At 62.4% G+C, this 25,719-nt stretch carries 21 protein-coding genes; 11 read left to right on the forward strand and 10 right to left on the reverse strand.

The annotated features are described in order from the left end of the window. The first annotated feature begins 146 nt into the window (after nt 1-146). Together AC15MQ_RS00965 and AC15MQ_RS00970 are read left to right on the forward strand one after the other, a co-directional pair. Nucleotides 147-806, forward strand: coding sequence for a MarC family protein (locus AC15MQ_RS00965; RefSeq protein ID WP_483079069.1), 660 nt, complete (start codon nt 147-149; stop codon nt 804-806). A gap of 70 nt (nt 807-876) precedes the next feature. Beyond that, nucleotides 877-1,437 (forward strand): OmpA/MotB family protein, encoded by a 561-nt coding sequence (locus tag AC15MQ_RS00970; protein WP_287669499.1) that lies wholly within the window; start codon nt 877-879, stop codon nt 1,435-1,437. Between the two features lie 120 nt (nt 1,438-1,557). Here AC15MQ_RS00970 and AC15MQ_RS00975 read toward each other — a convergent pair whose 3' ends face one another. Continuing rightward, nucleotides 1,558-1,893, reverse strand: coding sequence for a patatin-like phospholipase domain-containing protein (locus AC15MQ_RS00975; RefSeq protein ID WP_287654603.1), 336 nt, complete (start codon nt 1,891-1,893; stop codon nt 1,558-1,560). Nucleotides 1,894-2,140: 247 nt separating this feature from the next. Between AC15MQ_RS00975 and AC15MQ_RS00980 the strand changes: the two genes are divergently transcribed. Beyond that, the gene (locus AC15MQ_RS00980; RefSeq protein ID WP_483079070.1) at nt 2,141-2,440 is read left to right on the forward strand and encodes a hypothetical protein; all 300 of its coding nucleotides are present in this window, start codon (nt 2,141-2,143) and stop codon (nt 2,438-2,440) included. 30 nt (nt 2,441-2,470) lie between these two features. Here the strand turns inward: AC15MQ_RS00980 and AC15MQ_RS00985 are convergent, their stop codons facing one another. Next, nucleotides 2,471-2,920: a YiaA/YiaB family inner membrane protein gene (locus AC15MQ_RS00985; protein WP_287669495.1), complete on the reverse strand. Its 450-nt coding sequence runs from the start codon at nt 2,918-2,920 to the stop codon at nt 2,471-2,473. Between the two features lie 200 nt (nt 2,921-3,120). On the opposite strand from AC15MQ_RS00985, the gene rpsF reads away from it, so the two are divergent. The 5 genes from rpsF (at nt 3,121) to dnaB (ending at nt 6,156) form a co-directional block, all read left to right on the forward strand. Continuing rightward, nucleotides 3,121-3,507 carry a 30S ribosomal protein S6 gene (gene rpsF, locus AC15MQ_RS00990; RefSeq protein ID WP_287669494.1) on the forward strand — a complete coding sequence of 129 codons (387 nt, stop codon included), beginning with the start codon at nt 3,121-3,123 and terminating at the stop codon, nt 3,505-3,507. A gap of 14 nt (nt 3,508-3,521) precedes the next feature. Beyond that, nucleotides 3,522-3,851 carry a primosomal replication protein N gene (priB, locus tag AC15MQ_RS00995; protein ID WP_287669690.1) on the forward strand — a complete coding sequence of 110 codons (330 nt, stop codon included), beginning with the start codon at nt 3,522-3,524 and terminating at the stop codon, nt 3,849-3,851. Next, on the forward strand, nt 3,823-4,098 hold the full coding sequence (gene rpsR, locus AC15MQ_RS01000) for a 30S ribosomal protein S18 (RefSeq protein WP_034923543.1): 276 nt from the start codon (nt 3,823-3,825) through the stop codon (nt 4,096-4,098). Before priB ends, rpsR begins: the two co-directional genes overlap by 29 nt. 14 nt (nt 4,099-4,112) lie before the next feature. Further along, entirely contained in the window at nt 4,113-4,571 is a 459-nt protein-coding gene (gene rplI / locus AC15MQ_RS01005) for a 50S ribosomal protein L9 (protein WP_287654599.1), read from the forward strand. Between the two features lie 139 nt (nt 4,572-4,710). Continuing rightward, nucleotides 4,711-6,156: a replicative DNA helicase gene (dnaB, locus tag AC15MQ_RS01010; RefSeq protein ID WP_350495314.1), complete on the forward strand. Its 1,446-nt coding sequence runs from the start codon at nt 4,711-4,713 to the stop codon at nt 6,154-6,156. Nucleotides 6,157-6,180: 24 nt separating this feature from the next. Here the strand turns inward: dnaB and AC15MQ_RS01015 are convergent, their stop codons facing one another. The 3 genes from AC15MQ_RS01015 to AC15MQ_RS01025 form a co-directional block, all read right to left on the reverse strand. Next, nucleotides 6,181-7,485, reverse strand: a complete 1,305-nt coding sequence (locus tag AC15MQ_RS01015) for a transglutaminase-like domain-containing protein (protein WP_332336417.1) — start codon at nt 7,483-7,485, stop codon at nt 6,181-6,183. 111 nt (nt 7,486-7,596) lie between these two features. Next, complete coding sequence (locus AC15MQ_RS01020; protein ID WP_287654596.1) at nt 7,597-9,024, reverse strand: PhoH family protein; 1,428 nt, start codon at nt 9,022-9,024, stop codon at nt 7,597-7,599. Nucleotides 9,025-9,050: 26 nt separating this feature from the next. Beyond that, nucleotides 9,051-9,506 (reverse strand): peroxiredoxin, encoded by a 456-nt coding sequence (locus AC15MQ_RS01025; RefSeq protein WP_483079071.1) that lies wholly within the window; start codon nt 9,504-9,506, stop codon nt 9,051-9,053. Nucleotides 9,507-10,070: 564 nt separating this feature from the next. Here AC15MQ_RS01025 and AC15MQ_RS01030 point away from each other — a divergent pair. Beyond that, nucleotides 10,071-10,946: a hypothetical protein gene (locus AC15MQ_RS01030; RefSeq protein ID WP_332336415.1), complete on the forward strand. Its 876-nt coding sequence runs from the start codon at nt 10,071-10,073 to the stop codon at nt 10,944-10,946. A gap of 133 nt (nt 10,947-11,079) precedes the next feature. Here the strand turns inward: AC15MQ_RS01030 and AC15MQ_RS01035 are convergent, their stop codons facing one another. Further along, a complete protein-coding gene (locus AC15MQ_RS01035) occupies nt 11,080-15,222 on the reverse strand; it encodes a PAS domain S-box protein (protein ID WP_483079072.1) in 4,143 nt (1,380 codons plus the stop codon). 464 nt (nt 15,223-15,686) lie between these two features. On the opposite strand from AC15MQ_RS01035, the gene AC15MQ_RS01040 reads away from it, so the two are divergent. Then, nucleotides 15,687-16,109 (forward strand): ACT domain-containing protein, encoded by a 423-nt coding sequence (locus AC15MQ_RS01040; protein ID WP_287654592.1) that lies wholly within the window; start codon nt 15,687-15,689, stop codon nt 16,107-16,109. A 228-nt stretch (nt 16,110-16,337) separates the two neighbouring features. On the opposite strand, the gene AC15MQ_RS01045 is transcribed toward AC15MQ_RS01040, so the two are convergent. From AC15MQ_RS01045 to AC15MQ_RS01060, 4 genes are all read right to left on the reverse strand, one after another. After that, nucleotides 16,338-18,764: a tetratricopeptide repeat protein gene (locus AC15MQ_RS01045; protein ID WP_483079073.1), complete on the reverse strand. Its 2,427-nt coding sequence runs from the start codon at nt 18,762-18,764 to the stop codon at nt 16,338-16,340. Between the two features lie 235 nt (nt 18,765-18,999). Next, on the reverse strand, nt 19,000-20,034 hold the full coding sequence (locus tag AC15MQ_RS01050; RefSeq protein ID WP_483079074.1) for an HAD family hydrolase: 1,035 nt from the start codon (nt 20,032-20,034) through the stop codon (nt 19,000-19,002). A gap of 95 nt (nt 20,035-20,129) precedes the next feature. After that, nucleotides 20,130-21,731: an arylsulfatase gene (locus AC15MQ_RS01055; RefSeq protein ID WP_483079224.1), complete on the reverse strand. Its 1,602-nt coding sequence runs from the start codon at nt 21,729-21,731 to the stop codon at nt 20,130-20,132. Between the two features lie 363 nt (nt 21,732-22,094). Further along, the gene (locus AC15MQ_RS01060; protein WP_287654588.1) at nt 22,095-22,682 is read right to left on the reverse strand and encodes a DUF5610 domain-containing protein; all 588 of its coding nucleotides are present in this window, start codon (nt 22,680-22,682) and stop codon (nt 22,095-22,097) included. Nucleotides 22,683-23,075: 393 nt separating this feature from the next. Between AC15MQ_RS01060 and AC15MQ_RS01065 the strand changes: the two genes are divergently transcribed. Further along, entirely contained in the window at nt 23,076-25,718 is a 2,643-nt protein-coding gene (locus tag AC15MQ_RS01065) for a response regulator (RefSeq protein WP_483079075.1), read from the forward strand. The last annotated feature ends 1 nt before the right edge of the window (nt 25,719 follow it).

The raw sequence follows: 25,719 nt of genomic DNA on the forward strand, positions 1-25,719 counted from the left end.
CGGATCCGGCCGCGGTTAGCGTCGAGGAATCGTCGCCGTGACAAATGTTTGTGATAGCCTCACGGCGCTCGTCGCTTGCCCCTCATGAGGATTCTGCTCGTTGCCCCGGGTGAGTGATCTTATGTCTTGAACAGGACCGCAGCCCCATGAAACCTGCCATTGCCCTTTTCATCAGCCTGTTTACCACGCTGGTTGCGATCATCAACCCGCTGGAGGCGATTCCGGTCTATCTCGGATTGATGGACGGCAAGTCCGACGACGAGCAGCGCCGTGTCGCCCGCAGGGCCTGTTTCTACGCGATGTTGTTGTGTTTTTTCTTTCTGTTTTTCGGCACGTTGCTGCTACGCTTGTTCGAAGTGCCGCTGAGCATGGTGCGGGTGGTTGGTGGGGTGATTCTGACCCGCGTCGGTTTCGAATTGTTTGCGCCTACGCCGTCGGGCGGTTTGATTCCACGGGCGGACACGCAGACCGATGTTGCCTTCATTCCGCTCGCCATGCCGATCATGTTCGGTCCCGGAGCGATTGCAACAGTGATCAGCATGGCGTCGACCATCAAGCAGTCGGATACCGAGTTGGTCCATTTCGTCGCCGCCTGCACGGCGATCGTGGCGTGCCTGGGGACTACCTATCTATCCCTGATCTACGCCAAGCCAATCCTGCGCAAGATCGGCAATCAGGGCATCGATGCCGCAACGCGGATCGTCGGATTTTTCGTCGCAGCGATGGGTATGGGCCTGATATTTCAGGGCGCGGTGGAATTCCTGGCGCCTTATGGCCGTGTGGCCGGAGTCGCTGTCGGGACCTAGGTGCGCTATCATTGCTGCCGTCCGGCGACTCGAACGCGCTGGCCTTACCTTGATGAAGGAGTTCGCAGAGATGAGAATTTGGACATTGGCGGTGCCGTTCAGTGTGTTGCTGGCGGCAGGCTGCGTATCGCAGCAGACCTACGATCAGCAGGTGCAACAGACGCAGAAGGCGCAGACGCTCGAGCGGCAATACCAGGCGCTGAACAGGCAACTGCAGTCGGAAGTTGCGGCGGACCAGGTGCAGATCAAACAACTCCAGGATCGATTGGTGGTGACCTTCGTCGATGAGATCCTGTTTGCTTCCGGCAGTGCCGAAATGCACGCCAAGGGTCGGAATGTGATCAACCAGGCGGTTCCGACCCTGGTTGGCCTGACCGGCCACTGGATCGATGTGCAGGGTTATACCGACAGCGAGCCGATTGGCGGGGCGTTGCGGGCCCGTTATCCGAGCAACTGGGAACTTTCGGCGGCGCGTGCCGCGGATGTGGTACGGCATCTGCAAGCGCAGGGCGTCGATCCGACGAACCTCGTTGCCGAGGGATTTGGGCAGTACCAACCGGTAGCGTCCAATGCGACACCGGAAGGGCGTGCCAAGAACCGCAGAATCGAGATCGTGCTGCGAGCCAAATAGCCGGGTCGGTCAAGCAACGGACATGCCTGGTTGTGGTCGAGGTGACTGCGTATGCACCGATGTATTTACGCGGTGCATACGCGTAGAGCGTGCCAGGCATGGAATCCGGGACGGGTTGTGCTAATCGGGTGGTCGCGCCGGGTCTGGGCGGACGGCGTCCGGTGAGAGCACCGGCGATGAGGTCGTTTCTTCCGGGGAAAGGGCCGGGTCGCGCGGCACGGCATCGGGTGAGAGCACCGGCCCAGGGTGGGTTTGTTCCGGTGCGAGTGCACGCTCCGGTCGCACCGCGTCGGGCGAGAGCACCGGCCCGGGGTCAGTCTGTTCAGGCGACAGCGCGGGGTCGGGACGTACCGATCCGTCGCTGTTGTATTGCTGAGCATTTGCCGAGGGCAGGCTCAGGAAGGCGATTGCGCCGCCAAGAATCACGCTCGACAGGCGTCGACGGTACGAACTCATTCTTCCACCCTTTCCGCGCTACGGAAACTTGAGAGGAGAGGAAAGCCGAGGTGCCTGTTCCTCCACCCTGAATGTAGCGCGTGTTCCCCTGATGGTCAATCTTACAGCCGCCTGGCGGTCGAAAGGTGCCGCGAGCGGGGATTCGGGCTCATACTGTGCACCGCAGGAAAGGGATACCGAGTGTGCCCCTTGGCTCCGGATGCCGCTCGGCAGAATCAATGAAATCGTAACGCTGACAGGAATGGACATGTTTCCCAGATTGATGCTCCCGGTGTTGGTTTCCTTGCTGGCCGTTGTCGGTGATGTCGGTGCTCAGCCGATCCCCCAGGCCTCGCGCGGCGAGTTGCTATATACGACGCATTGCATCGCCTGCCATGACACACAGGTGCATTGGCGCGAGAAAAAACTGGTGACCGATGACAACAGCCTGCGCCGGGAAGTCAATCGTTGGCAGGATGTCGCCGGACTCGGGTGGACCGGGCAGGATGTCGAAGAGGTGGCGCAATATCTGCGGGCGCTCTACTACCGGCATCTCACGCCGAACTGATTGGGTCGTGCAGTGCGGCGCGCGCCTCGGTCAGTTCTCCGTGGAATCGAGCGGCGCGGATCTGTGTTCGACATCGAGCACGCTTTCCATCAGATCGGCTTCCTGCTTGTCGCGAACGGTCTTCGCCAGGGTGAACACCGAGCTGACCAGGAACAGCCAGGCGACGATCATATAGCCCTTTTCCCAGCCGCCGATAGTCATCCTGAACAGGCCCCAGGCGGTCAGGGATACTGCGGCGAAGAAACCGATCCATACCGTCATCACCCAGGGCGTCGTGTCAACCGCTGCATCGCGGTTGTCACGGATCATCTTCGCGAGGGTAAACGAGGCGAACAGGCAGAAACAAAAACCAATCGCCAGAAACGCCCGGTCGAGTTCCTGACCAGGCATGTTCCAGACACCGATGATGCAGGCGGTGACGGCAATACCGAATGATAGCCACACCTGTATTGTCCAGCTGGGCGTGTCGCGGCGAAACAAGGACTTCTGAGGCATCACGGCGCTCCGGTTTGAGGGTGGACGGTGGCGCGAATCGCTCCTTTTCCGGTGCCGGCCGGAGCGCCGCAAACCCTTGCGCGGCGAAAGCGTTGCTCGACAGACGGCAAGGCGGCTATAATACGCGGTTTTTCCACCTTGCCCCACCGTTCGCATGGCGGGGGGTTAACCCATAAGGAGTGTGCATGCGCCACTATGAAATCGTTTTAATCGTCCACCCGGACCAGAGTGAGCAGGTCCCGGCGATGGTCGAGCGCTACAAGACACTTGTTGCCACACGTGCAGGGCAGATCCACCGTCTCGAAGACTGGGGACGCCGCCAACTCGCCTATCCGATCCAGAAGTTGCACAAGGCGCACTACATTCTGATGAACATCGAGTGCGATGACGCCACGCTGACCGAACTCGAACACGGTTTCAAGTTCAACGACGCCATTCTTCGTCATCTGACGATACGCACCAAGCGTGCCGTCAGTACGCCTTCGCCGATGATGAAGGATGAGAAGTCCAAGTCGCTGCTGGAAGTCCGTGAGCCGGCGCCGGCTGCGACTGCCGGACAGCCAGCCGCCTGATTGACGAGGCGCTGCTGAACCGCGTCGAGCTCACCGGAACCCTGATCGAGCGCAAGGCGCTGCGTTTTACACCGGCTGGTGTGCCGGTCAGCGAATGCCTGGTCGGGCATCAGTCAGAGCAGCTTGAAGCAGGCAGTCCACGCCGTGTCGAGTGTGAAATCCAGGCGATTGCCCTGGGTGCGACGGCACAGTGGTTGCAGGCGGCAAGCCCGGGGGCGGCGCTGCATCTGACGGGTTTTCTTGCCGCCAGGAGCCGGAACAGCAAGCAGCCCAGGCTGCATATCACTACGATCGAATTTGTCGAAGGAAATCAAGATGGCCAGGTTCTTCAAGAAGAAGGATGACAAGAATGTCAAGAAGCGCGGCAGTGGTTTGTTCAAGCGGCGCAAGTTCTGCCGCTTCACTGCCGAGAAGATGGAAGAGATCGACTACAAGGATGTCGACCTCTTCAAGGAGTACATCGCTGAAAACGCCAAGATCATGCCGGCGCGTCTGACCGGTACCAAAGCCGGTTATCAGCGCATGCTGTCGGTGGCCATCAAGCGGGCGCGCTTCCTGGCGCTGCTGCCGTATACCGACAATCACCAGTAAGCGAGGACATGACGATGCAAATCATTCTGATGGAAAAGGTCGCCAACCTCGGGAACCTCGGTGACCTGCTCAAGGTGAAAGATGGTTACGCGCGCAACTTCCTGATCCCGAAGGGCAAGGCCAAGCGTGCGACGCCGGCGGCCCTGAAAGAGTTCGAAGTCAAGCGAGTCGAGCTCGAGAACGCGGCCGCCGAGAAACTGACGGCTGCGCAGGCCTACGCGGAAAAACTTGGCGGCGCCGTGGTCAGGATCGCGCGCAAGGCTGGCGTGGATGGCCGTCTGTTTGGCTCGGTCACCAATTTCGACGTCGCGGATGGCCTGCAGGCGCTCGGTTTTGCAATCGAAAAGTCTGCAGTGCGCATGCCCGCCGGTCCGCTCAAGATGATCGGTGAGAGCCAGTTGCAAGTGGCCCTGCACAGCGACGTCATGGCGACGATTACGGTGGCAGTGGTCGTCGAACAGCTGAAGATTTAGGTGCTGGATTCGGCGTCGCTTTCCGGCGCCGAAGAGGAAGCCTTGCCCGCGGGCAAGGCTTTTTTGCGTTCGCTTGCCGGTATCTCGTTCCTGGGCGCGCTAAACTCGCAGCCCAACTCGTTCTCCTGACGGATTATTCATGGTCAAGCCCTTCGATTCCTTCAACTCAGAGAATGTGCAACGTGCGAACGGTCGTGGCGCGCGGCGCGAAAGGAATCCGCAGGCTGACCCCGCGCTGTCCGAACTACGCGTGCCGCCGCATTCAATCGAGGCCGAGCAGTCGGTACTCGGCGGCTTGTTGCTCGACAACGCTGCCTTCGACAAGATCGCCGATGTGATGTCGGAAGGCGATTTCTATCGGGACGAGCACAAGCGCATCTATCGCCAGATCCGTAAACTGCTCGAACGCGGCAAACCGGCCGACGCGGTGACGGTCGCCGAAAGCCTGGACCAGGCCGGGGAGGGCAAGGATACCGGCGGGCTGGCCTATCTCGGCGAACTTGCGGCCAACACCCCGTCGGCGGCGAATATCCGGCGCTACGCGGAGATCGTTCGCGAACGGGCGATTCTGCGCCAACTGGTGACTGCCGGCGACGAGATCGCCGGCAGTGCACTCAATCCACTCGGACGCGATCCGAAAACCCTGCTCGATGAAGCCGAGGCGAAGGTCTTTGCGATTGCCGAAGGTGGCTTTCGCCATCAGAGCGGCTTCGTGCACATCAACCCGCTGTTGACCCAGGTGGTCGAGCGCATCCAGGAACTACACGATCGCGACAATCCCTCGGACATAACCGGCGTGCCGAGCGGTTATCACGATCTGGACTCGAAAACCTCGGGCCTGCAGGGCGGTGATCTGTTGATCGTCGCCGGCCGGCCGTCGATGGGGAAGACCTCGTTTGCGCTCAACATTGCCGAGCACGTGGCGATCGAAGTCGGTTTGCCGGTAGCCATTTTTTCGATGGAGATGGGCGGTACCCAGCTCGCGATGCGCATGCTGTCCTCGGTCGGCCGGCTCGATGCGCATCGCGTCCGCACCGGCCGCCTCAATGATGACGAGTGGTCGCGCCTGTCCTTTGCTCTGGGCAAGATGCATGAGGCGCCAATCTACATCGACGAGACGCCGGCACTCAACCCGATCGATCTCCGGGCGCGGGCCCGCCGTCTGCACCGCCAGTGCGGCAAACTCGGGTTGATCGTCATCGACTATCTGCAGTTGATGTCCGCAACCTCGCACGGCGAGAACCGGGCCACCGAAATTTCCGAGATTTCGCGTTCGCTGAAAGGACTGGCAAAGGAGTTGGGTGTGCCCTTGATGGCGCTCTCGCAACTCAACCGCTCGCTGGAACAACGGCCGAACAAGCGGCCGGTGATGTCGGACCTGCGCGAGTCGGGAGCCATCGAACAGGACGCCGATGTGATCATGTTCATCTATCGTGACGAGGTCTACAACCCGGACACGCCGGACAAAGGCGTTGCCGAGATCATCATCGGCAAGCAGCGCAACGGCCCGATCGGTACGACTCGCCTGACATTCCTCGGGGAGTACACCCGCTTCGAGAATTTTGCCAATCCTGGCTCGTACTGAGCCGGCGCGCCGGGCAGGGTGTGCTCAGCCGTCGACGCGGCTGGCGTTGACCAGGTAGCTGCAGCGGTGGGTGTCCGTGCTGTCGAAACGGGCGCCCGCGGCCTCCGCCTGCGGCAAGACCAGGAAGGGCAGGGGGCCGCCGCTGGCGCCATGCAGCTTGACGTCCTGGGCGGCGTTGTACGCGATCCAGTTCATCTCCCAGAAACCAAACAGCAGCTTCCTGAGAACGACCAGTTTTGCATCGCCGCTGCTCAGGCGTTCGTCCTGGATGGCCTTGCGGACATCGGCAGGATCGACCGGAATCCAGCCATAACCGGGGGTGTAGAATTCCGCGCGACAGTGCTGCTGGACGCGCAGGTTGCCGGTCGCGCCAAGTCCCGAAAACAGTCGCGAGCTGTCGACCCGCAGCCCGAATACCGGACGTGCCGGAATGCCGATCGATCGGCACAGGCCGACGAACAGCAGGGCGATGTCGGCACTCTTGCCGCTCAACTGCCCGCTATCGAGCATGGCTTCGACATCGCCTCTGCCGATGCCGCTTTGCGATGACTCGAATACGGTGTTCTCCACCACCCAGTCGTAGATCGCCTTGCCCTGCGCTACCGGATCCTTGATGCGACCAATCGCCCGCTCGGCGGTACGGCGCACCAGTCCATCGGTCGGGACCAGGTTGGTGGATTGCAGGCAGCGACGAAGCACTTCGCCACGTTCGGCGATGCTGCCGCGTCGGGTGATATCGAAATGGCGATCCTGTTTCGCCACCTGACTGACCAGTTGCAGTTGCGGTGTGGCGGCACCATCCTTCCAGTCGGCGTAGAAGACTTCCATCTCGGCCACCGGGTCACGGTAGATGCCGGCGCTGTCAAAATTGCCTCGCCAGCTGTGGCCGAGCGAACGTTGCCAGAGCGTGTCCTTGTATTGCGCCAGCGGCAACCATATCCGCACCTTGCCTTTGACATGGTTGAGCGTGATGGTCGAGGTAATGTCGTAAGTGCGCCATTGCGGCAGTGGCTCGTCCGGCAGGCTGATGGCGTTGCGTGGCTCGAGTGCGGCGGGCGGCGGGCTCGCCGCAGCAGCGGGAGGGGTGGCTGGCGTTTCGACGACTGGCCGGTAGGTGTGCCTGCCGCCTCGTCTCGCGCTGGCCCTGCCGCTGGATTTCGTTGCGGTCGCTTTGGGGCTGGCCTTGCCGGCTGCGACTTTGGACGCGCCCTTGGCTACCGGCTTGGCGGCAGTGGGGGCGGCAGCCTTCTTTTTGTTGGCGGCGAGCGCCGACGAAGGGACCAGCAGCGAAAGCAGCGCAGAAGCAGCAAGGAAATCGCGTCGTTTCAATCGACTCTCCGGTAAGCGTAGGATCCTTATCGCACGGAGCCGGCAGCACGGATCGGTGGCCAAAAACGACCGGGCCGTGTCACAAGACACGGCCCGATAACGTCCAGAAAATTATAGCACTTCAGCGGCGTAGTCGGCGAGGCGGGAGCGCTCGCCACGTTGCAGGGTGATGTGCCCGGCGTGTTTCCATCCCTTGAAACGGTCGACGACGTAGGTCAGTCCAGAGCTGCCTTCGGTGAGATAGGGCGTATCGATCTGCGCAATGTTGCCGAGACAGATGACCTTGGTGCCGGGGCCGGCGCGGGTGATCAGGGTCTTCATCTGCTTGGGTGTCAGATTCTGCGCCTCGTCGATGATCAGAAACTTGTTGAGGAAGGTGCGACCGCGCATGAAGTTCAGCGATTTGATCTTGATCCGGTGGTGAATCAGATCACGAGTGGCTGCACGACCCCAATCGCCGGCGTCCTCGTCGCTCTTGTTGAGTACCTCGAGGTTGTCTTCAAGGGCGCCCATCCAGGGGCCCATCTTTTCCTCTTCGGTCCCCGGCAGGAAGCCGATGTCCTCGCCAACGGGCACGGTGACGCGGGTCATGATGATCTCGCTGTAGCGTTTGCCTTCGAGCACCTGGGTCAGTCCGGCCGCCAGGGTCAGCAGCGTCTTGCCGGTACCGGCCTGGCCGAGCAGGGTGACGAAATCGACTTCCGGATTCATCAGCAGGTTGAGGGCGAAGTTCTGCTCGCGGTTACGCGCCGTGATTCCCCAGGTATTGTTCTTGGGATGCGTATGGTCGGTCAGCGTCTCGATCTCGGCCGTCGTCTCGGAAACTTCACGGACGATGGCCTGCAAGGGTTTTTCCCCCTCCTGGTAGAGGAACTGGTTGACCAGCAACTGTGCGCAGAGGGGCCCGTTGAGTCGGTAGCGTATGCGGCCGTCCTTCTTCCGGGATTCGACGTCGTGGCCGCATTGGTCCCAGAAGTCGGAGCCCAGTTCGCGCATGCCGGTGTACAGGAGGTCGCTGTCTTCGAGGACCTTGTCGTTGAAGTAGTCCTGCGCCTGCAGCCCGAGTGCGCGGGCCTTGATGCGCATGTTGATGTCCTTGGAGACGAGGATTACCGGACGCTCCGGATGTCGCCGTTGCAGGTGGATGACGACTGCCAGAATCTGATTGTCGACCTTGGCGGTCGGCAATCCGGCCGGCAGGTCGCCGGTGATGGCTTCGGTCTGCAGGAACAGACGGCCGCTGGCCAGCCTGCGGGAAGGCCCGAACAGTTCGATGCCCTGGTCGATGGCCGCATCCACGCTGGTGACGATCTCGTCCAGGGTACGTGTCACCTGGCGGGCATTGCGGGCGATTTCCGATACGCCCTTCTTGTGGTCGTCGAGTTCCTCCAGGGTCATGATCGGCAGGAAGACATCATGTTCCTCGAAGCGATAGACACTGGTCGGATCGTGCATCAGGACATTGGTGTCGAGGACGAAGAGCTTGCTGGCCTTGGCGGCAACGTCGTTGTCGGCGCCGATTGCGGGTGTGTGGGGCATTCGAGCGCTTTCCGGGTGAGGGTGGGTCACAGCTGGGCGAGGAAATCCAGCACTGCCTGTGCGTGGCCGGCCACTTTCACGGCGCGCCATTCGCGCCGCAAGACCCCTTGGCGGTCAATGACGAAGGTGCTGCGTTCGATGCCACGCACCTGTTTCCCGTACATCGACTTCATCTTGATCACCGCAAAGCGGGCGCACAGAAACTCTTCGGTATCGGCGAGCAGGTCGAATGGCAGGTTCTGCCTGGCCTTGAAGTTCTCGTGCGACTTGATGCCGTCACGTGAGACGCCGACGACGACTGCGCCGGCCTTGACGAACTGCGGGTACAGGTCACGGAACTGCTGGGCCTCGGTGGTGCATCCCGGCGTGCTGTCCTTGGGGTAGAAATAAAGCACGACGATGCTCCCGCGGCAAGCAGAGAGAGTGAACGCCCGGTCAGAGGTTGCCGGCAGGCTGAAGTCATCTACGGTCTGGTCGATCATTGCGGGCTTTCAGAGGGCGGAGAGTTCGATTGTTGTAAGAAACCGGAGCATCGGTCAAGCCGATCGACAAGAGCGATGGCCAGGAATTTTGCACCCATGGTTCTCGGTGCCGGGTGTCGGCACCAGCGCGACGCAAATTTCCTCGATTCCCTTTGGCGTCGCGTTCCTGGCCGGATTCAGCATCGACACGCTGTTCGCGCTGCTGGAGAGACTCACCCACTCGCTTAGCGCGGCGCCACGACGGCGCCCTGCCAACACCCACGGTTGACCTGCGGCGCCCGTCTGCACGGCGCTGCTGTCGGAATATTTTACACCTTGAGCCAACAAGCTCCTGATGATCCCCGCCTGCTTGTTCGGAAAACTGGCGGTGCTGATCGGGCATGCAATAAAATCAATCAATTAACTTCATGCGTTGAATTCTGGCGCGAATTGTGCTTGGTCCGAAAAGCGGTACAGGAATGTGCGCTCTTCTTGCTTCTTTCTGACCAATAACGTCATGCCACGATGACTGCCCGCCCGCGATCGCTGTTGACTGATATCAACAAGACAACAAGGAATATCGTCATGAAACTGAATCGACTCTTCACCGCACTGCTGACCCTGGTGGGCTTCGCCACGGCGGCGACGGCGGAGCCGTTTGGCGGCGCCTATTACGAAACCTTCGCCGGAAGCGAAATCGTCGCCATCGACCTGGCCAATCCGTCGCTCCTGCTGGGAATCAAGACCGGCAACATCAGCAACGTTGCGGTCGGTGGTGACACGGTTTACTACCAGGATGGCAGGCAGATCTTCGCCGGCAATGCCAACCTGTCGAGCACCTCGCTGTTCCACACCAACGGCGCGGTGGCGACAGATCTGGCGATCAACGTCGCCGGCAATGCGTATTATGAAAGTTTCGGCACCGAAATCGTGGCCATCGAATTGGCCAACCCGTCGCACCTGTTGGGCATTCGAACCGGTAACATCACCAACATTTCGGTTTCCGGCGGCAAGGTGTATTACCAGGACGGGATCAAAATCTTCGTCGGCAACGCGGATCTTTCGAGCGTCAGCCTTTTCCACACCAATGGTGTCGCACCAACGGATCTGGCGGTCGATGCCGACAACAATGTGTATTACGAGAGTTTCGGCGACGAGATCGTCGCGATCGAGCTGGCCAACCCCTCGCACCTGCTTGGGATCCGGACCGGCAACATCACCAACATCATGGTCGGCGATGGCAATGTGTATTTTCAGGAAGGACTGAAAATCTGGCGCGGCAACCGCGACCTGAGCACGGTCAGCCTTTTCCACACCAATGGGGCCGTCGCCGCAGACATCGCGTTGATGCCGCCCGCGCGGCCTGTGTTTGACGTCGACGAGCCGCCCAGCCTCGGCCTGCTGGCGTTGGGCATTGTCGTGGCTGGGGGGCTGCGCCCGCGGCGCCGTTCCGCAGCCTAGATCGTCTCAAGCAGAGCCGATCGACGCGGAGCCGACCGGCGCCACGCGTCGTCGGCCGAGTTCTGGTTCTTCCACAACCAACGGGCGCGGCCTGCCCAGGTCACGCCAGGCCGCGTGCATCAGTTCCAACCCATCAAGCGCTCACCTCCTGCCCGCCCGCCTGCTGCAGCCAGCGCAGCAGCGTCGCATAGAGCGCGTCCGGAACCGTCGGCTTGGTGATGTGATCATTCATTCCGGCTGCCAGGCAACGCTCGCGGTCCTCGTCGAAGGCATTGGCAGTCAAGGCCAGAATCGGGATGGCTGACAGCCCGGGCAGTCGGCGAATCGAGCGGCTCGCTTCCAGCCCACTCATCACCGGCATCTGCAGGTCCATCAGAATCAGCCGGTAGTCGCAGGCACGCGCCTGCTCGACCGCTTCCTGTCCATTGCTCACCACGTCCAGCACCAGGCCGGCGTCTTCCAGCAACAGGCGAACCACTTCCTGGGTCAGTGGATCATCTTCGGCCAGCAACACGCGCGTGCCGAGCCAGCCGCGCGTCAATCGCTCTCGGGGTGTTGCCTCTGGTGGGCGAATTTCGGGGAGAGGGATGGCGGTCCCTCTTTTCACGCGCGTGGTGACCCAGAAGGTACTGCCGACGCCGGCTTCGCTGCGCACCCCCACGTCGCCACCCATCAGCCTGGCCAGCCGCTGGGAGATGATCAGGCCGAGGCCGCTGCCGCCGTACTTCCGCGTCAAGGAATCGTCTGCCTGCGTGAAGGCGTGGAACAGTCGCGCCTGTTGCTCGGGAGTCAGGCCGATCCCCTGATCGCTCACCTCGATACGCAACAACAGGCTGCAGCTATCCTCTTCGATGACTTCGGCACGCACCTCGATCTCTCCGCGCTCGGAAAACTTGACGGCGTTGCCGACCAGGTTGAGCAACACCTGTTTCAGGCGCAAGGCGTCGCCGCAGCAGCGATCGGGCAGCGTCGGGGTGATCTCGCTGGACAGGCGCAGACCTTTGGCACGGGCCTGTTCGCCCATCATCTGCAGGACTTCGCCGAGCAACAGGACGAAGGAAAAATCCTGGTCGTGCAGCGTCAATCGATCAGCCTCGATCCGGGAGATGTCGAGGATGTCGTTGATCAAGTCCAGCAGATGCCGGGAGGCCTGCAGGCTCCTGCTCAGGTAATTGCTCTGCCGGGGGTCGGTGGCATGGCGCAACGCGAGTTCGGTCATGCCCATGATGCCGTTCATCGGCGTGCGCAGTTCGTGACTCATGTTGGCCAGGAAGACACTCTTGGCGCGGTTCGCGGCTTCGGCAGCGTCGCGCGCGGCGGCGAGTTCGGTGGTGCGTGAGAAGACCAGTTGTTCGAGGTGGTGGCGATGTTGTTCAAGTTCGGCTTCGGCGGCCTTGCGCTCGGTCACATCGTGGGAAACGACCACCACGCTTGTGGTGCGGCCGGCGTTATCCTTGATCACGCCGCCGCGCGATTCCATCTGGCGGACACTGCCGTCGGCCGCCATGACGCCATATTCGAGATAGCGGCCGATGCCCGTGGCGACGGTTTCGCGGAACGCCTTGACGACGCGACCGCGGTCGGCAGGACGGATATCATCGAAGGAAAGGGTTCCGCGAAACTCCCGCTGGCCCAGCAGACGTTCGTAGGACGGACTGGCATAAAGCCGCCTGCCGTCGACGTCGAGCACCGCGACGAAGCCTTCGAGGTTCTCGGCGATCAGCCGGAAAAACTCCTCCTGCTCGCGCAAGGCATTTTCCGTATGCTTGCGTGCGGTGATGTCCCGGTTCGCACCGGCGACGCGCACCGCCTTGCCTTGAGCGTCGCGCAGGATGGTCGCGCGCGAAACGACGTTCAGATAATGACCGTCCTGGTGCCGCAGCCGGTACTCCATTTCATAGCCGTCCGTACCGCTGGCGATGGCGGTGGTGAAAGCGGCATCAACCTGCGGCAGGTCGTCGGGGTGAATCAGGTGGCGCCACAGTAGCGGATCGCTTTCGCCTGGGTCGTTGGCGTAGCCGAGCATGCTCCACCAGCGCGGCGAGTAGAAGATTGTGTTGCGGAGCAGGTCCCAGTCCCAGAAGCCGTCCTGAGTGCCGTGCAATACCAGGGACAGACGTTCTTCGCTCTCGGCCAGTGCGCGTTCGGCTTCCTTGTTTGCCGTGATGTCCTCGCTGAAGATGACGATTCCACCGATGTGCCCGTGCGGGTCATGCCACGGACGAATCTCCCAGCGTTCCCACTGCACCGAACCATCGAGCCGCTCGAAGCGATCGCCTTCGGAACGCAAGATCTCGCCGGCCAGCCCGCGGCGATGCGCCGCCTTCCATTCCTCGGGGAGCTCGGGGAAGATCTCGTAGTGCGAGCGTCCATGCAGATCGCGGTCGCCCAGCGCGTAGTCGGCAAGCCAATGGTTGCTCGCGTACAGATAGCGCATGTCGCGGTCGAACATCGCCAGACTGACCGGGGCGTACCTGATGAACAGCCTGAGGTGTTCTTCGTTCTCGGCCAGCGCCTGTTCCGCGAGCTTGAGCGCGCTGATGTCGGTATGCGTGATGGCTACGCCGTCTCTGGCATCCGGTCCCAGCGGCATGACCACCATCGAAAACCAGCGCTGTCGCTGTGGAGAGTGGCAAGGGTATTCGAGGCTGAAGCTCGGCAGGGCCCCGTCCAGAACGGCCCGGATCCCGCTGCCGGCGTTCATTCCTCCATGCGGCGACACGGAGTCGCCATCGGCCGCGCATGCGGCGAGATAGTTGGCGCCGACTTCGGTATTTCTCACTGGCTTGCCGGGTTCTACGCCATTTTCCAGCGAGAAGCCCCGCCAGCGTTCGTTGGCCGCCCGAATGACGCCGTTGCGATCCACCACCACGATTTCGGCAGCCACCGAATTCAGGATGACGCTCTTGAAGGCTTCGCTTTCCCTGAGGGCATCTTCCGATTCCTTGCGCTCGGTGATGTCCATGATGTTGCCGACGACCTTGACGATCCGTTCGTCGTGGCGAAGGGCTTCGGCCGTCGTGCGCACCCACATCACTGAGCCGTTGCAACTGTTGAAGGGGACTTCGATATCGTAGGATTCGCCGTGTTCCGCGCAGCGCCGGAAGGCGCGCACGATGGTGTCCCGGTCCTCCGGTCGGTAGCACGCCAGGCTCTTCTCGATCAGGACTGGAGATCCCGGCGCCGTGCAGTCGGCGGTAAAGCCGTGCAGGCGATACGTTTCGGCCGTCCAGGTCATCGTCTGTTGCTCGATATCCCACTCCCAACCCCCGACCTTGCTCAGGCGTTGGGCCCTGTTCAGCAGCGCCTCGCTGTGCGCCAAGGCTTCTTCCGCCAGTTTTCGGTCGGTGATGTCACGACCGCTGACCCGCGTGCCGAGCGGCTTGCCGTGGGCATCGAAAATCGGCTGCCAGGAGAAGGCGAGCCAGCGCTGGCCACCCTGCTTGTGCTGGCAGCGGAAATCCATGTTCTGACCATGGCTGCCTCCCAGGGCACTGACGAAGCGTACACGGAATGCCGACCGGTCCTCCGCGGCGATCAGGACGGAGACGAAATCGGGCATCGCCAGCACCGCTTGCGCAGAATATCCGGTGATCTTCTCGACCGCGGGATTCACCCAGAGATACTTGCCGTCCGGTCCGAACCAGGACTCCCAGTCTGCCGTGTAGTCGGCGATGGCCTTGAATCGTTCCGCACTCTGCCGCAAGGCATCCTCGGCACGTAGTCGTTCGTGGTTGTCGCTGATCGCGATACGACAGACTGTCGTCTCCCACGGGTCTGACGCGACGATGCCTTCCAGGTGTGCCCAGAATGTCGTGCCGTCGCGTTTGACCATCCGCAGTTCACACACCTGCCGTACACCGGTGTCGAAGAGTTGCTTCCGATACTGGTAGTAGCTGTTCTGGTCTTCATCCAGGACGAACGCGGAGAACGGCTGCTTGAGCAACGCCGCGCGCACTACACCCACCAGGGTCCCCGCGACGAGGTTGGCCTCCAGGATCAGCCCCTTCTTCGAGAGGGTGCAAAAGCCTATCGGCGCCAGTTCGTAGAGGTCGAAATAGCGTGCCCGTGCGTCCTCCAGTTCCCCCTGGATCCGGCGCAATTCCTCATTCTGCATCTCCAGTTCGACCTGATACACCCGCAGATCATGCAGTGACGCGCGCAGGGCCGCGGGCGACATCGCTTCAACCTGGTCGGAATACCTGGTCTTGCGAAGAAACGCTTCAGCGTGTGAGCGCAATACCTGTTCATCGGAACTCTTGTCCTCGGTACTCACGGGCTACCCCCTGCACGCATTGCGGCCGCAATGCGGCCGCTCTCCCTTCCGGGCCGGCAATCGCGCGCCGCCGCCCCGCCTCTCCGGAAGCGGCGCACAAGGAATCGATTTGTCGGCACGGGAATCCCTCTTGATGTCATCTGCAGCAGTGCTCAGGTCTTGTCCCCTGCTACGCAGGCCTTGCCGCCACAGGCCGGCGACCCGGCGCGTACCCCGACGCCGTGTGCTCCAGCCATCCGCAGTTCGACGAGCAATCTCACTATAAGCCCTCTGGCGGGTTCTCGCCACGGCAACGACGAACGATCGGGTCATGGCCAGCGATTGAGGCCTTGCCTGCGTTGCCGGACGGTTCTCCAGTTTCCGGCGCGCCTGCGATCGCTTCTAGGCCCCGGCAGCTTGATGAGCAGGCGGCCTTGGTATATAAGTCGACATTCAGCAGTGGTTTCGTGAGTGGAGGCGTGGAAGTGGACCTTATCGTAGAGCATGCGGAAGTCTGGGCAGGGACTATCGACGACCAGCCCGGTGCCCTGGCCGGCGCGCTGGCGGTGTTGAACCGGGCCGGAGCCGATCTGCAGTGCGTGATTTCCCGGCGATCGCCTGATCAGCCCGGGAAGGGGGTGGTTTTCGTCACCCCGCTGCTGGGTGATGGCGAAACCGCCGCAGCCGCACAGATCGGTTTCAACGTCAGCCAGACCTTGCACTCGGTGCGCATCATCGGGCCGAACCAGCGGGGCATTGTCGCGGAGCTGACCGAGAAGCTGGCGGAAGCCGGCATCAACCTGCGCGGTTTTTCCGCCTCGGTGATCGGCGCACGCTTCATTGCCTACGCGGCGGTCGACTCGCATGCGGACGCCAGGAAGGCGATCGAAATCCTGGGGTGGGATTGATCGCTCCGGCCGGCGCGCGCGTCGCCGCGTCGTAGCCGGCGAGCGCATCGTCGCAAGGTATGGGCCGATCGCCGTCGGCGCCATTCGCTTGTTTCGTGGCCTGACGGGATGCCATCGATGACCGGGTCGAAAGCAGGGGTCTGCGGAGCGCCGCACCCGGCCGCGGGCGGATCGGGGAAGACCAGATTTTCCGCCTGGAAAATCTCGCGGGCTACTGTCGCGCGGCATTCATCTGACGCCGCTGTGGGCGCGGCGGTCGGCATTGTCCGGTAACAGCATGGCAGCTTCGCGGGCATAGCGCAGTGAGGCCTGCAGGTCACCTGCTTCGCGGTTGATCGAAACCAGCGCCCCGAGGATGTCCAGGTCCTGCGGGTGGCGCTTGTTGGCGCCACGCAGGACGGCCAGCGCTTCAGCACGCCGGCCGGCAGAATGCAGTGCGATGGCCTGGACGAAGGCGTAACGCGCGTTGTCGGGCGCCAGCCGGGCGGCCTCGACCAGTTCCTGCATGGCGCCGTCATGGTCATGCCGACGCACCAGCAGCAGGCCCAGCGCATAGTGCAGTTCGGCGTCCCGCGGCATGACCGCCAGCCCCTGGCGCAGCACCTTCTCCGCCTCCGCTTCGCGTCCCTGCTGGCGCCAGGCGTCGGCGAGGTTGATGTAGGCGCCGGGGAAACGCGGGTCAAGCCTGATGGCTCGCTCGTAGGCGGCCAGCGCCGCGTCGATCCGGCCCTGACGCAGGCGCAGGTTGCCGAGATTGACGTTGGTCGCCGGCCAGTCGGACTCCTGCGCCAGCGAGGCCTCGTATTCCTGCAAGGCAGCCTGGCGGGCTGCACGCTTGTCGTCCGGAAGCCGACTGTCGGGCACATCGGCGAGGATTTGTGCCGCCTCGATGCGCACCCCGCGCACCGGATCGCCAAGCAACGGCACGCTAGCCGCCACGCGCTCCGGCACGTCGAGCGGCGCCAGCAGGCCGAGCGCCGCTATGCGCACCAGCGGGTCGGAGTCGTGCAGCAACGCCCGCGCCGCCGGCTGCGTGGCGGGGGTGGCGTAAGGCTGGGCGAGTGTCGCCGCAGTGGCGCGGACGATCGCCGGGGCGGTCGGGCTGGCGGCCAGTTCGAGCAAGCCGGTCAGGGCCGGTGCGCCGCGCGTCTCGCCGGCATGCAGCGTCGTGCCGTACTGCGGGCGTTCGCGCCATGCCTTGCCGTACCACTTGTCCATGGCATTCGCCGCCCATGCCGGCTTCTTGTCCGTATGACACTGGCTGCAGGCATTCGGGCTACCGAGCGACTGCGACAGGTCGGGACGCGGGACGCGCAGGCTGTGGTCCTGGCGGGCATGGATCACCATGTAGTTCTGCGTCGGCATGTGGCAGGTCACGCACTGGGCGCCCTTGCCGCCGGCCTGGTGGTGGTGGTGCCTGGGGGCGTCGAATTCGGCGGCGTTGTGGCAGCGCGTACACAGCGCATTGCCCTCGGCACGCAGCTTCAGGGCATGCGGCTCATGACAGTCCATGCACGTGACGCCGTTCTGGGACATCCTGCTTTGCAGGAAGGAGCCCCAGACGTAAACCTCCTCGCGCTGCTGACCGTCGGCGTGGTAGTTGGGCGCGGTCAGCATGGCCAGCCGGTGGCTGTCTTCGAGCGCCGCGCCCGGCTGGCGTTCCTCGCTCAGCGTCGAGCGGCGGGCGTGGCAGGCCGCGCAGGTGTTCATGCCGGCGCGGTCGGCCGGCTGGTCGCGCACGGCAATACGGGCATCGCTGGCCGGGAATTTCCAGGCCTCGTTCCAGCGCGTAGCCAGCGACGGCAAGCCCTTGTCGCCGCGCTGTGCCGTGTCGGATGGCCGGGCATTCCGCGCCCGGTCGACATGCCGGGAACCCTGGCCGTGGCAGGCCTCGCAGGCGACATTGATTTCGCTGTAGGTCGTTTGGTAGGTGTCGCTGGCCGCAGCGTAACCCTTCTTCAGATCGGTCGAATGGCATTCGGCGCACTGCAGCGCCCAGTTCTGGTAGCGGCCGGTCCAGTGCAGCGGATCCTGGTGATCGATCTTCTCGCCTTGCTGAAGATGGAACCAGCGCTGGCCGCCCTGATCCTGCGGCCGCGCATCCCAGGCGATGGGTAACGCCTGGTAACGCCCGCCGGGAAAGGGGATCAGATATTGCTGCAGCGGATAGACGCCGAAGGTGTAGGCGATCGGGTAGTCGGCAAGCTTGCCGTCGGGGCCGTCGGTGCGCACCATGAACCGGTTGTCACGCTTGAAGAAGGTCGATTCGACGCCCTGGTGCCGGAACCTGACGTCGGCGAAATCGCCGAGAACGCTGTTCTGCGTCGCCTCCTGCATGGCCAGAGCGTGATGCGATCCTGCCCAGGCCTGGTATTCGGCTGCATGGCAGGTCATGCAGACCGCGCTGCCGACGTGGGTGGCCAGCTCGCCGGAAGGCGCGGGGGTGAGCGGGTTGGGTGGCCCGGATGGGCTGTGCGACAGGGATGGCTTGACCATGCCCGCCAGGAGATAGACGCTCGCGCAGCCGATGGCAACCAGCAGCAGGATGACGGTGGCTAGCTGTCGCCGGCGCTGTTTGTTGCTCTGCGTCGAGTCGGGTACTGGTACCCCATCGGGAACCGGGTTGATGGGCCTGTTTCTGGATTTCCTGGTCAAGGTCAATTGTCCGTTGTCGTCAGCCAGCTACTGAATTGGTTATGCGCTGAGCAAGCCGATTTCCTCCGGCATCCCTCTCGAAGCGAATCAGGGCATCAGTTCGGCACCAACGGCACGCATTCGGCAACCAGCCCGATACACGCTTCCAGCAGCCCAGGTGGAACTTGCTGAACCCGTGTAGTGGTGACGCGACTCCGCCTGTACAGAGCACTCGTTAAGCGCGGCGGCGTGGCCATCACTCGAAGGCAAAAACTTTTCTCCAGTCATTCTTCATGCTGACGACCGTCCAGCCCTGCTTCTGCGCCTCGTCGTAAAGCGGCTGCGTGAAGTTGCCCACCTTGGTTGCCGGCAAGCCCTGCGCCGGTCCGTAGGCATATTCGCGCCTGGCATCGTCGTGCAGGACCAGCATCGCCAGCCGTGCCCCGTCGCCGGTCCTGGTGTATTCGAGCATCTGCTGGTCGCCGATCGAGTTGCCGACCGCCATGTTCGGGCGACGCCCGATCATCAGGTGGATGGCTTCCGGCTTGCCGGCGTTGTTGTCGTTGAGCAGCAGTTTCGGTGCCTTGGTCAGGAAGGGTTTGCCGTCCTTGCCATAACCGTAGGTGGTGCCGAAGGCGGTGCCGACCACCTGTTCCGGTGGGATTCCGTAGGTGGCTTCGGCATACGCGCGCACGAAGTCCTGGCCGCCGCCAGTGACGATGTAGGTCTTGTAGCCGCTGGCACGGAGGTATTTCAGCACTTCCTGCATCGGCAGGTAGGTCAGGTCGGTATAGGGCTTTTTCCAGCGCGGATCCTTGGCCTCGGCCAGCCATTTCTGCGCCTCGCCCTGGAAAGTCTCGACCGGCATGCCGCTCAGCGTTGCGCCAGCCAGTTTCGTGAGGTCGGACAGGGTCAGCCTGGCGATAGCCGAACGATCCCCCTTCAGGATCTCCAGCACGGTAGAGAACGGTGCTACCTTGGCCAGTTCGGGCTTGGTCCTGACCAGCGCGGGTACACGCTCGAGGATAAACATCACCTGCGAATACATCGGCTGTTCGACCCACAGCGTGCCATCCTGGTCGAAGGTGGCGACGCGCTCGGCGGTCGGTACGAAATTCGGACTGCCCTGGGTCGTGGTCGTGTGAACGAAGTCGAGGATTGCCTTCTTGGCGGGTCCATCATTCCATGAGGGCAGCGGGTCGGATTGGGCGCTGGCCAGGCCACCAAACGCGATGCAGGCGGCCAGCACCAACGCTCGGACAAAGTGGGGTCGATTGAAACCGATCTTCATGATTGTTGCTTTCCTGATATGCGCACGCACGGGGGCGGTAGTCTGCCGCCCCCGTGCCTTTCCAACAAGTACTATCTTTCGCCTTGCTGGTGTGCTTAGTTTCCGGTCGGTATGCCGATGTTTATCCCATCCTTCTGGAGTTGTTCCCGCACCGATTGAAATTTCTGGAACTTTGACAACTCGATCGGCCCATCATAGCCCATGCTCTGCAACTTGCGCGGCGGGTGCTGGATGTAGGTCTTCATCAGCTTTTCGATCGCCTGGGAGATCGGCACCAACGTCCATGTGCGCTCGGTGAAGTTGTTCATGAACAAGTCATAGCGCTCCTGCGGATCCTGCCAGAGGTCGAACACCTGCGGCACGGTCGCCACGTATTTTTCAGCCCCTTTCCAGCCCAGGTTGGAGTCGACGGCCAGACCGCCGGTTGCCTGCCCGTTGTCGCCACGCAGGTTGAACACCGCCTTGTAATTGCCGACACGCGCTGCGCCCGGCGACAACTCGTTTTCGGTAAAGTAGAACCACTCGTTGCGCGGTGACTTGCCGGAGCCGAACAGGACCGGGGTGATGTCGTAGCTGTCGAAGACCATCGACTTGCCTTCGCGGTCGTTCTGCGGGAGTTTGACCCCGGCGAGCGCTGCAAACGTGGCCATGAAGTCGAGTCCGCCGACGATCTCGTGATTGACGGTCCCCGCCTTGATGTTCGGCCCCCAGGCAATCGATGGAACCCGATTGCCGCCCTCGCGAACGGTACCCTTGGTGCCGCGGAACGGGGTGTAGCCGGCATCCGGATAGACGTCCTGCCAGGCACCGTTGTCGGTGGTCCAGAAAATGTAGGTATTCTTGTCAAGGCCGAGCTGACGGACCTTTTCAATGACGCGGCCGATCCGGGTGTCGTTCTCGACGATGGAATCGGCATACTTGCTCTTGGACATCGACTTGTGCACAAAGTCCGGGTGCGGCATGTTCGGCTGGTGCACCTTCATGAAATTGACGCTCATGAAGAACGGCTTGCTCGATTTCGCCACCTTGTCCAGGTGCTCGATGGTCGCCTTCTCGACATACTCGTCGAAGAAAGGAATGCCGACCACGCCTTTCTCGGGGGTGTTGACGTACTGCCCGTTGATCTTGAAGTCCTCGCTGACTTTACCGCCCGCCGTGCCGGAAAGGGCGCCCTTGGTCACTTTCTGGAACATCTCGCGCAACTTCGGATCCATGTCGGGGAACCAGGTCGGATCAGCGTAGGTGTAGGCATTGAGGTGGTAGAGACCGACATATCTCATTTCGTCGTAGCCGTGGGCTGTGGGCAATGCGTAATCGGCTTCGCCCAGATGCCATTTGCCGGTAAAGAAGGTCTGGTAGCCACCCTGCTTGAGAACGGAAGCCAGGGTCCACTCCGCCTTCGGCAGCCCGCCGCCCTGGCCCTGGAAGGCGACGGTCGTCATGCCGCTGCGGTTCGGGATGCGCCCCGTCTGTACGGCGGCGCGACCGGGGGTGCAACTGGGTTGGGCATAGAACGAGTGGAACGTCATGCCCTCCTTCGCCAGCCGGTCAAGGCTTGGCGTCGGCATGCCCCGCCCTTCGCCGCCGCCATAAGGGCCAGAGTCACCGTAGCCGAAGTCGTCGGACAGGATGAGGATGATGTTGGGTTGCTTGGCCGCTGCGCTGGACTGAGCCACCGCCGTAGACATTGCCGACATGGCCAAGACCGTCGATGCCAAGGTGCACCCGAGCAAACGGACGAATGGGTTTGTGTGATTCATGTGGCGCTCTCCATACAGAATCAAACGATCCGCGACCCAGCCCGGTCGCATCACTGAAAGTTGCCGGACCCATAATACCGATTTCAGACGTAAGGTCAATGGCCGAGTTGAGTTCACGGATCGACCTGGTCAACCGGCGAAACCAACCTGTTGACGGCAAGCGGCACGGAGAGCAAGCCGCGTGCGACGGCTAACCGATATAACGACGCCAGTTCCCGGAAAGTCGGCAACAGGCCAGGCAGCGAGGGAAATAAGTAGATAACAGCGACCGGGTCTGAGACCCGTTCTGGTCGTGCTGCTCTAGTTTTCCGCAGTCACCGACTGAGTACCGCTGATCCTGCTGCTCTGAGCCGCTTCGAAGTCCGCGTAACCCTGTTGCACCAGTTCATAGGTCTTGCCGATACCGCTGGCGACATCACCGTTCAGCACATTGAGGCCTTGAAGAATGTTGCTCGCTTCCTTGTAGCCCTGCTCGAAGCCGCCTCGCAGGGTGGTCATGAAATTCTTGAGTACGGTCGCCTCATCTTCACCGACATGCTGGTTCTTGAAGGCTTCATAGAACCCGGTGGATAGCGACACGATGCGTCCCGCCGTGCCTTCGGCGGTGTTGTCCTGGCCCGCCGCACGCTGCAGGGCATTCTCGCCAAACTCGGGTTGCAGCAGGTCGTTGATGCCGGTGATCGCGGTCTTCAGCAGTAATGCCAGCGGTTCATTCTGTGAATTGATCGCGACTTCGAAAGAAGCGGTGATAATCGACGCATTCAGTTGCGAGCGGGCCTGCGCCGGCGTGGCAATCTTTTCGCCCGGTTTTGCCGCGGTTGTTGCCGCTTTCGGGGTGTTGACGTCCGCTAACTGAAGCGAACTGCTGGCAGTGATGGACAAGGACATGCCGATCTCCCTGGTTTCGTCTGTGGATCGATGACGGCTGGCTTGCTTCCCCCGTACAGCAACTCGCCAGCGGTAGTGGTCCCCCTTGCGATGACCCGACCCGAAAAGTCATACACTGTCTTCACTTTACGCCGATGCCATTGGCCGCACAATGTTGTTGCAATCAGGTCGGCACGTGAGAGTCCGGAGGGTATGTTCCATGGTAGACCATTCGTTCCTCCTTTGCCTGGCTGATGGCCGGTCTGTGGCGATAGAATGGATGGGAGTGGACGGCACGATCGCTCGCGCCGGCGCCTGGATGTTGTGGCATTGGGCTGAGGGTAGGCTTGGCGGCGATCGACCGGTCTTTGCTCGCCAGGAAAGGGAAAGCATGCAGACCACAGGGGATTGCCCGTGCGCGGTTTCTGGCCGTCACCGAGTCACCGCGCAGCGACTGCGGGTGAGCCGTTGCCGTCCTGGCGCGCAGTGCGCAAGCGGTTGCTGGCGATGAACGATTCACCGCTGCTTCGCCGACTTGCCGGCGCACTTGGCGGGGACACCGGCAGTGGGCTCGCGCAGTTGATGCGGGCGCTCTCCAGCCGGGAGCCCGAACTTGCCGGTAGGGTGTCCCAGGTCCTGGAAGGCGTTGATGTCCTGCTGGCCAGGCATGCCCGGCTGCGCAGCGTGCAGGCCCACCTGTCGGGCGACGCCTTTTCCGATTGGCACTTGCGCAGCGGTCGCATCGAGTCCGGTCGGGGCTGGAAAGCGTTGCTCGGTTACCCGCCGGATGAACTGGCAGACAGCATCGCGGCGTGGCAGAGCCTGATGCACCCGGATGACTTGACGTTGTTCAGGACGGCGATCGCGGTGCACGCTCAGGGAAAGACGCCGATTTTCGAAACCGCCTGCCGTCTGCGCAGCAAGGCCGGGCCCTGGCGGTGGCTGCTGCTGAAGGGACGCATCGTCGCCCGCGACGACCGCGATGAGCCCCTGCGCATGCTGCTCCTGCAGCGCGACATCACGGCCTTCAAGCAGGCCGAGCAGGCGGCGGTGGTGGCCAGGGACGCTGCCGAAGCGGCCAACCGGGCGCGTGGCACCTTCCTGGCCAACATGAGCCACGAAATTCGCACGCCGATGAACGGAATTATCGGGATGACCGATCTGGCGCTCGATACCCGGCTCGACGCCGAGCAGCGACGTTACCTGAAGACGGTCAAGGCGTCGGCTGAATCGCTGCTGGCCATCGTCAACGACATTCTGGACTTTTCCAAGATCGAAGCGGGCAAGCTGCGATTCGAGGAAGTTCCCTTTGCCTTGTCCAACCTGGTCTATGAGGTGATCCGCGCGCAGGCGGTGACCGCTCACCTGAAAGGCCTGGAAATCCTCGTTTCGGTCGCGCCCGAGGTGCCCGCGCGCGTGATCGGTGATCCGGCGCGACTTCGCCAGATTCTCGGCAACCTGGTCGGGAACGCGATCAAGTTCACCGAGCGGGGAGAGATCGGGGTCACGGTTTCGCTCGAAGGATCCGCTGCCGACGCGCCGACGCTCCGTTTTGCCGTGCGCGATACCGGCATCGGCATCCCGGTGGACCGGCAGCGCGCAATTTTCGACGCGTTCGCCCAGGGCGACGATTCGACGACCCGTCGTTTCGGTGGTACCGGGCTGGGCCTGACGATCTGCAGCCACCTGGTGCAGATGATGCATGGCCGGCTGTGGCTGGACAGCTCCGAGGGCCAGGGGTCGTGTTTTTACTTCACCTGCCGCTTCGGCAACGCCGCGGGTACCGCCGTTGCCCCTGCGGCGCTGCAGTTCAGTGGCCAGCGGGCGCTGCTGCTCGAACAGCATCCGGCGGTTGCCGAGCAACTGGTGGCGATGCTTGCCCGCCACGGTATCGAGGCGTCGGTGATCAGCAGCGCCGCGAAGGCGGTGCAGGTGATCGAGCAGTCGCGGGCGGTCGGTTTTCCGTACGACTACGTGCTGGTTGACGCCCTGATGCCGCCTCCCGGAGGTCTGACGCTCGCGGACTCGTGGCGGGAGGGGGCTTGCCCGGAGAAGCTGATGGTCTTGCTGACCACCGAACAGCAGCGCCAGAACATCGAGCGTCTGCGTGCTCTCGAAGCGGTTACACATCTCGTCAAGCCGGTTTCACCGGAAGATCTGCTGGCCGCCCTGCAACTGCTCTGCGAGCCGTCGGGCGGTGAAAAGCTGATGCTGGCGCCTTTCGAGTTTGAAGCGCCGGCGCTGACGAGCAACGCGCGGACGATTGAGGTCCTGCTGGTGGAAGACAATCCGGTCAATCAGGAACTGGCCAGACGGTTGCTGGAAAAGCGCGGCTATCGTGTGACGCTGGCCAACAATGGTGCGGAGGCCGTTGATTGCTTCGAACAGGGGCGTTTCGAGTTGATCCTGATGGATATGCAGATGCCGGTGATGGGCGGCATCGAGGCGACTGAGTCGATTCGGGCACGCGAGATGCGACGGAGCTGGGTGATGTCGCAGGAATTCAGTCCGGTGCAGATCATCGCCATGACCGCCAACGCCATGGATGGTGACCGTGATCGTTGCCTGCAGGCGGGTATGAACGACTATGTGGCCAAGCCGATCAGTTCGCAGGAACTGTACGCGGCGATCGATCGTTGCCTCGTCGCGCGCACTGAAGGGGAACTGCTGCGATCAGGCGCCGGCGTGGCACTCACCGCCACTTCGCTCGACCTCGCGGCGGCAGCGCGCGATCTGGGCGATAACGATCTGTTGTCGAGGATGGCGGACATGCTGCTCGGCGAATGGGATGATCACCTGCTGCAGATCCGCTCGAACCTCGGCCACCGCGATGCACCGCAATTGTCCATGGGCGCGCATACACTCAAGAGTCTGCTCGCCATCTTCCATGCCGAAAAGGCGCGGTGCCTGGCCCTCGATCTCGAACGCGCGGCGCAGGCGGCTGCGGGGAGCGTCGATTGGCCGCGCTGCGCGGGAATCGCTACCGCGCTCTCCGAGGAAATGGACCGTTTGAAGCCCGAAATGGAACGTTTCGTCCGCGGCGATCTGCCACTGTAGG

It is taken from the genome of Candidatus Accumulibacter propinquus (assembly GCF_056856495.1).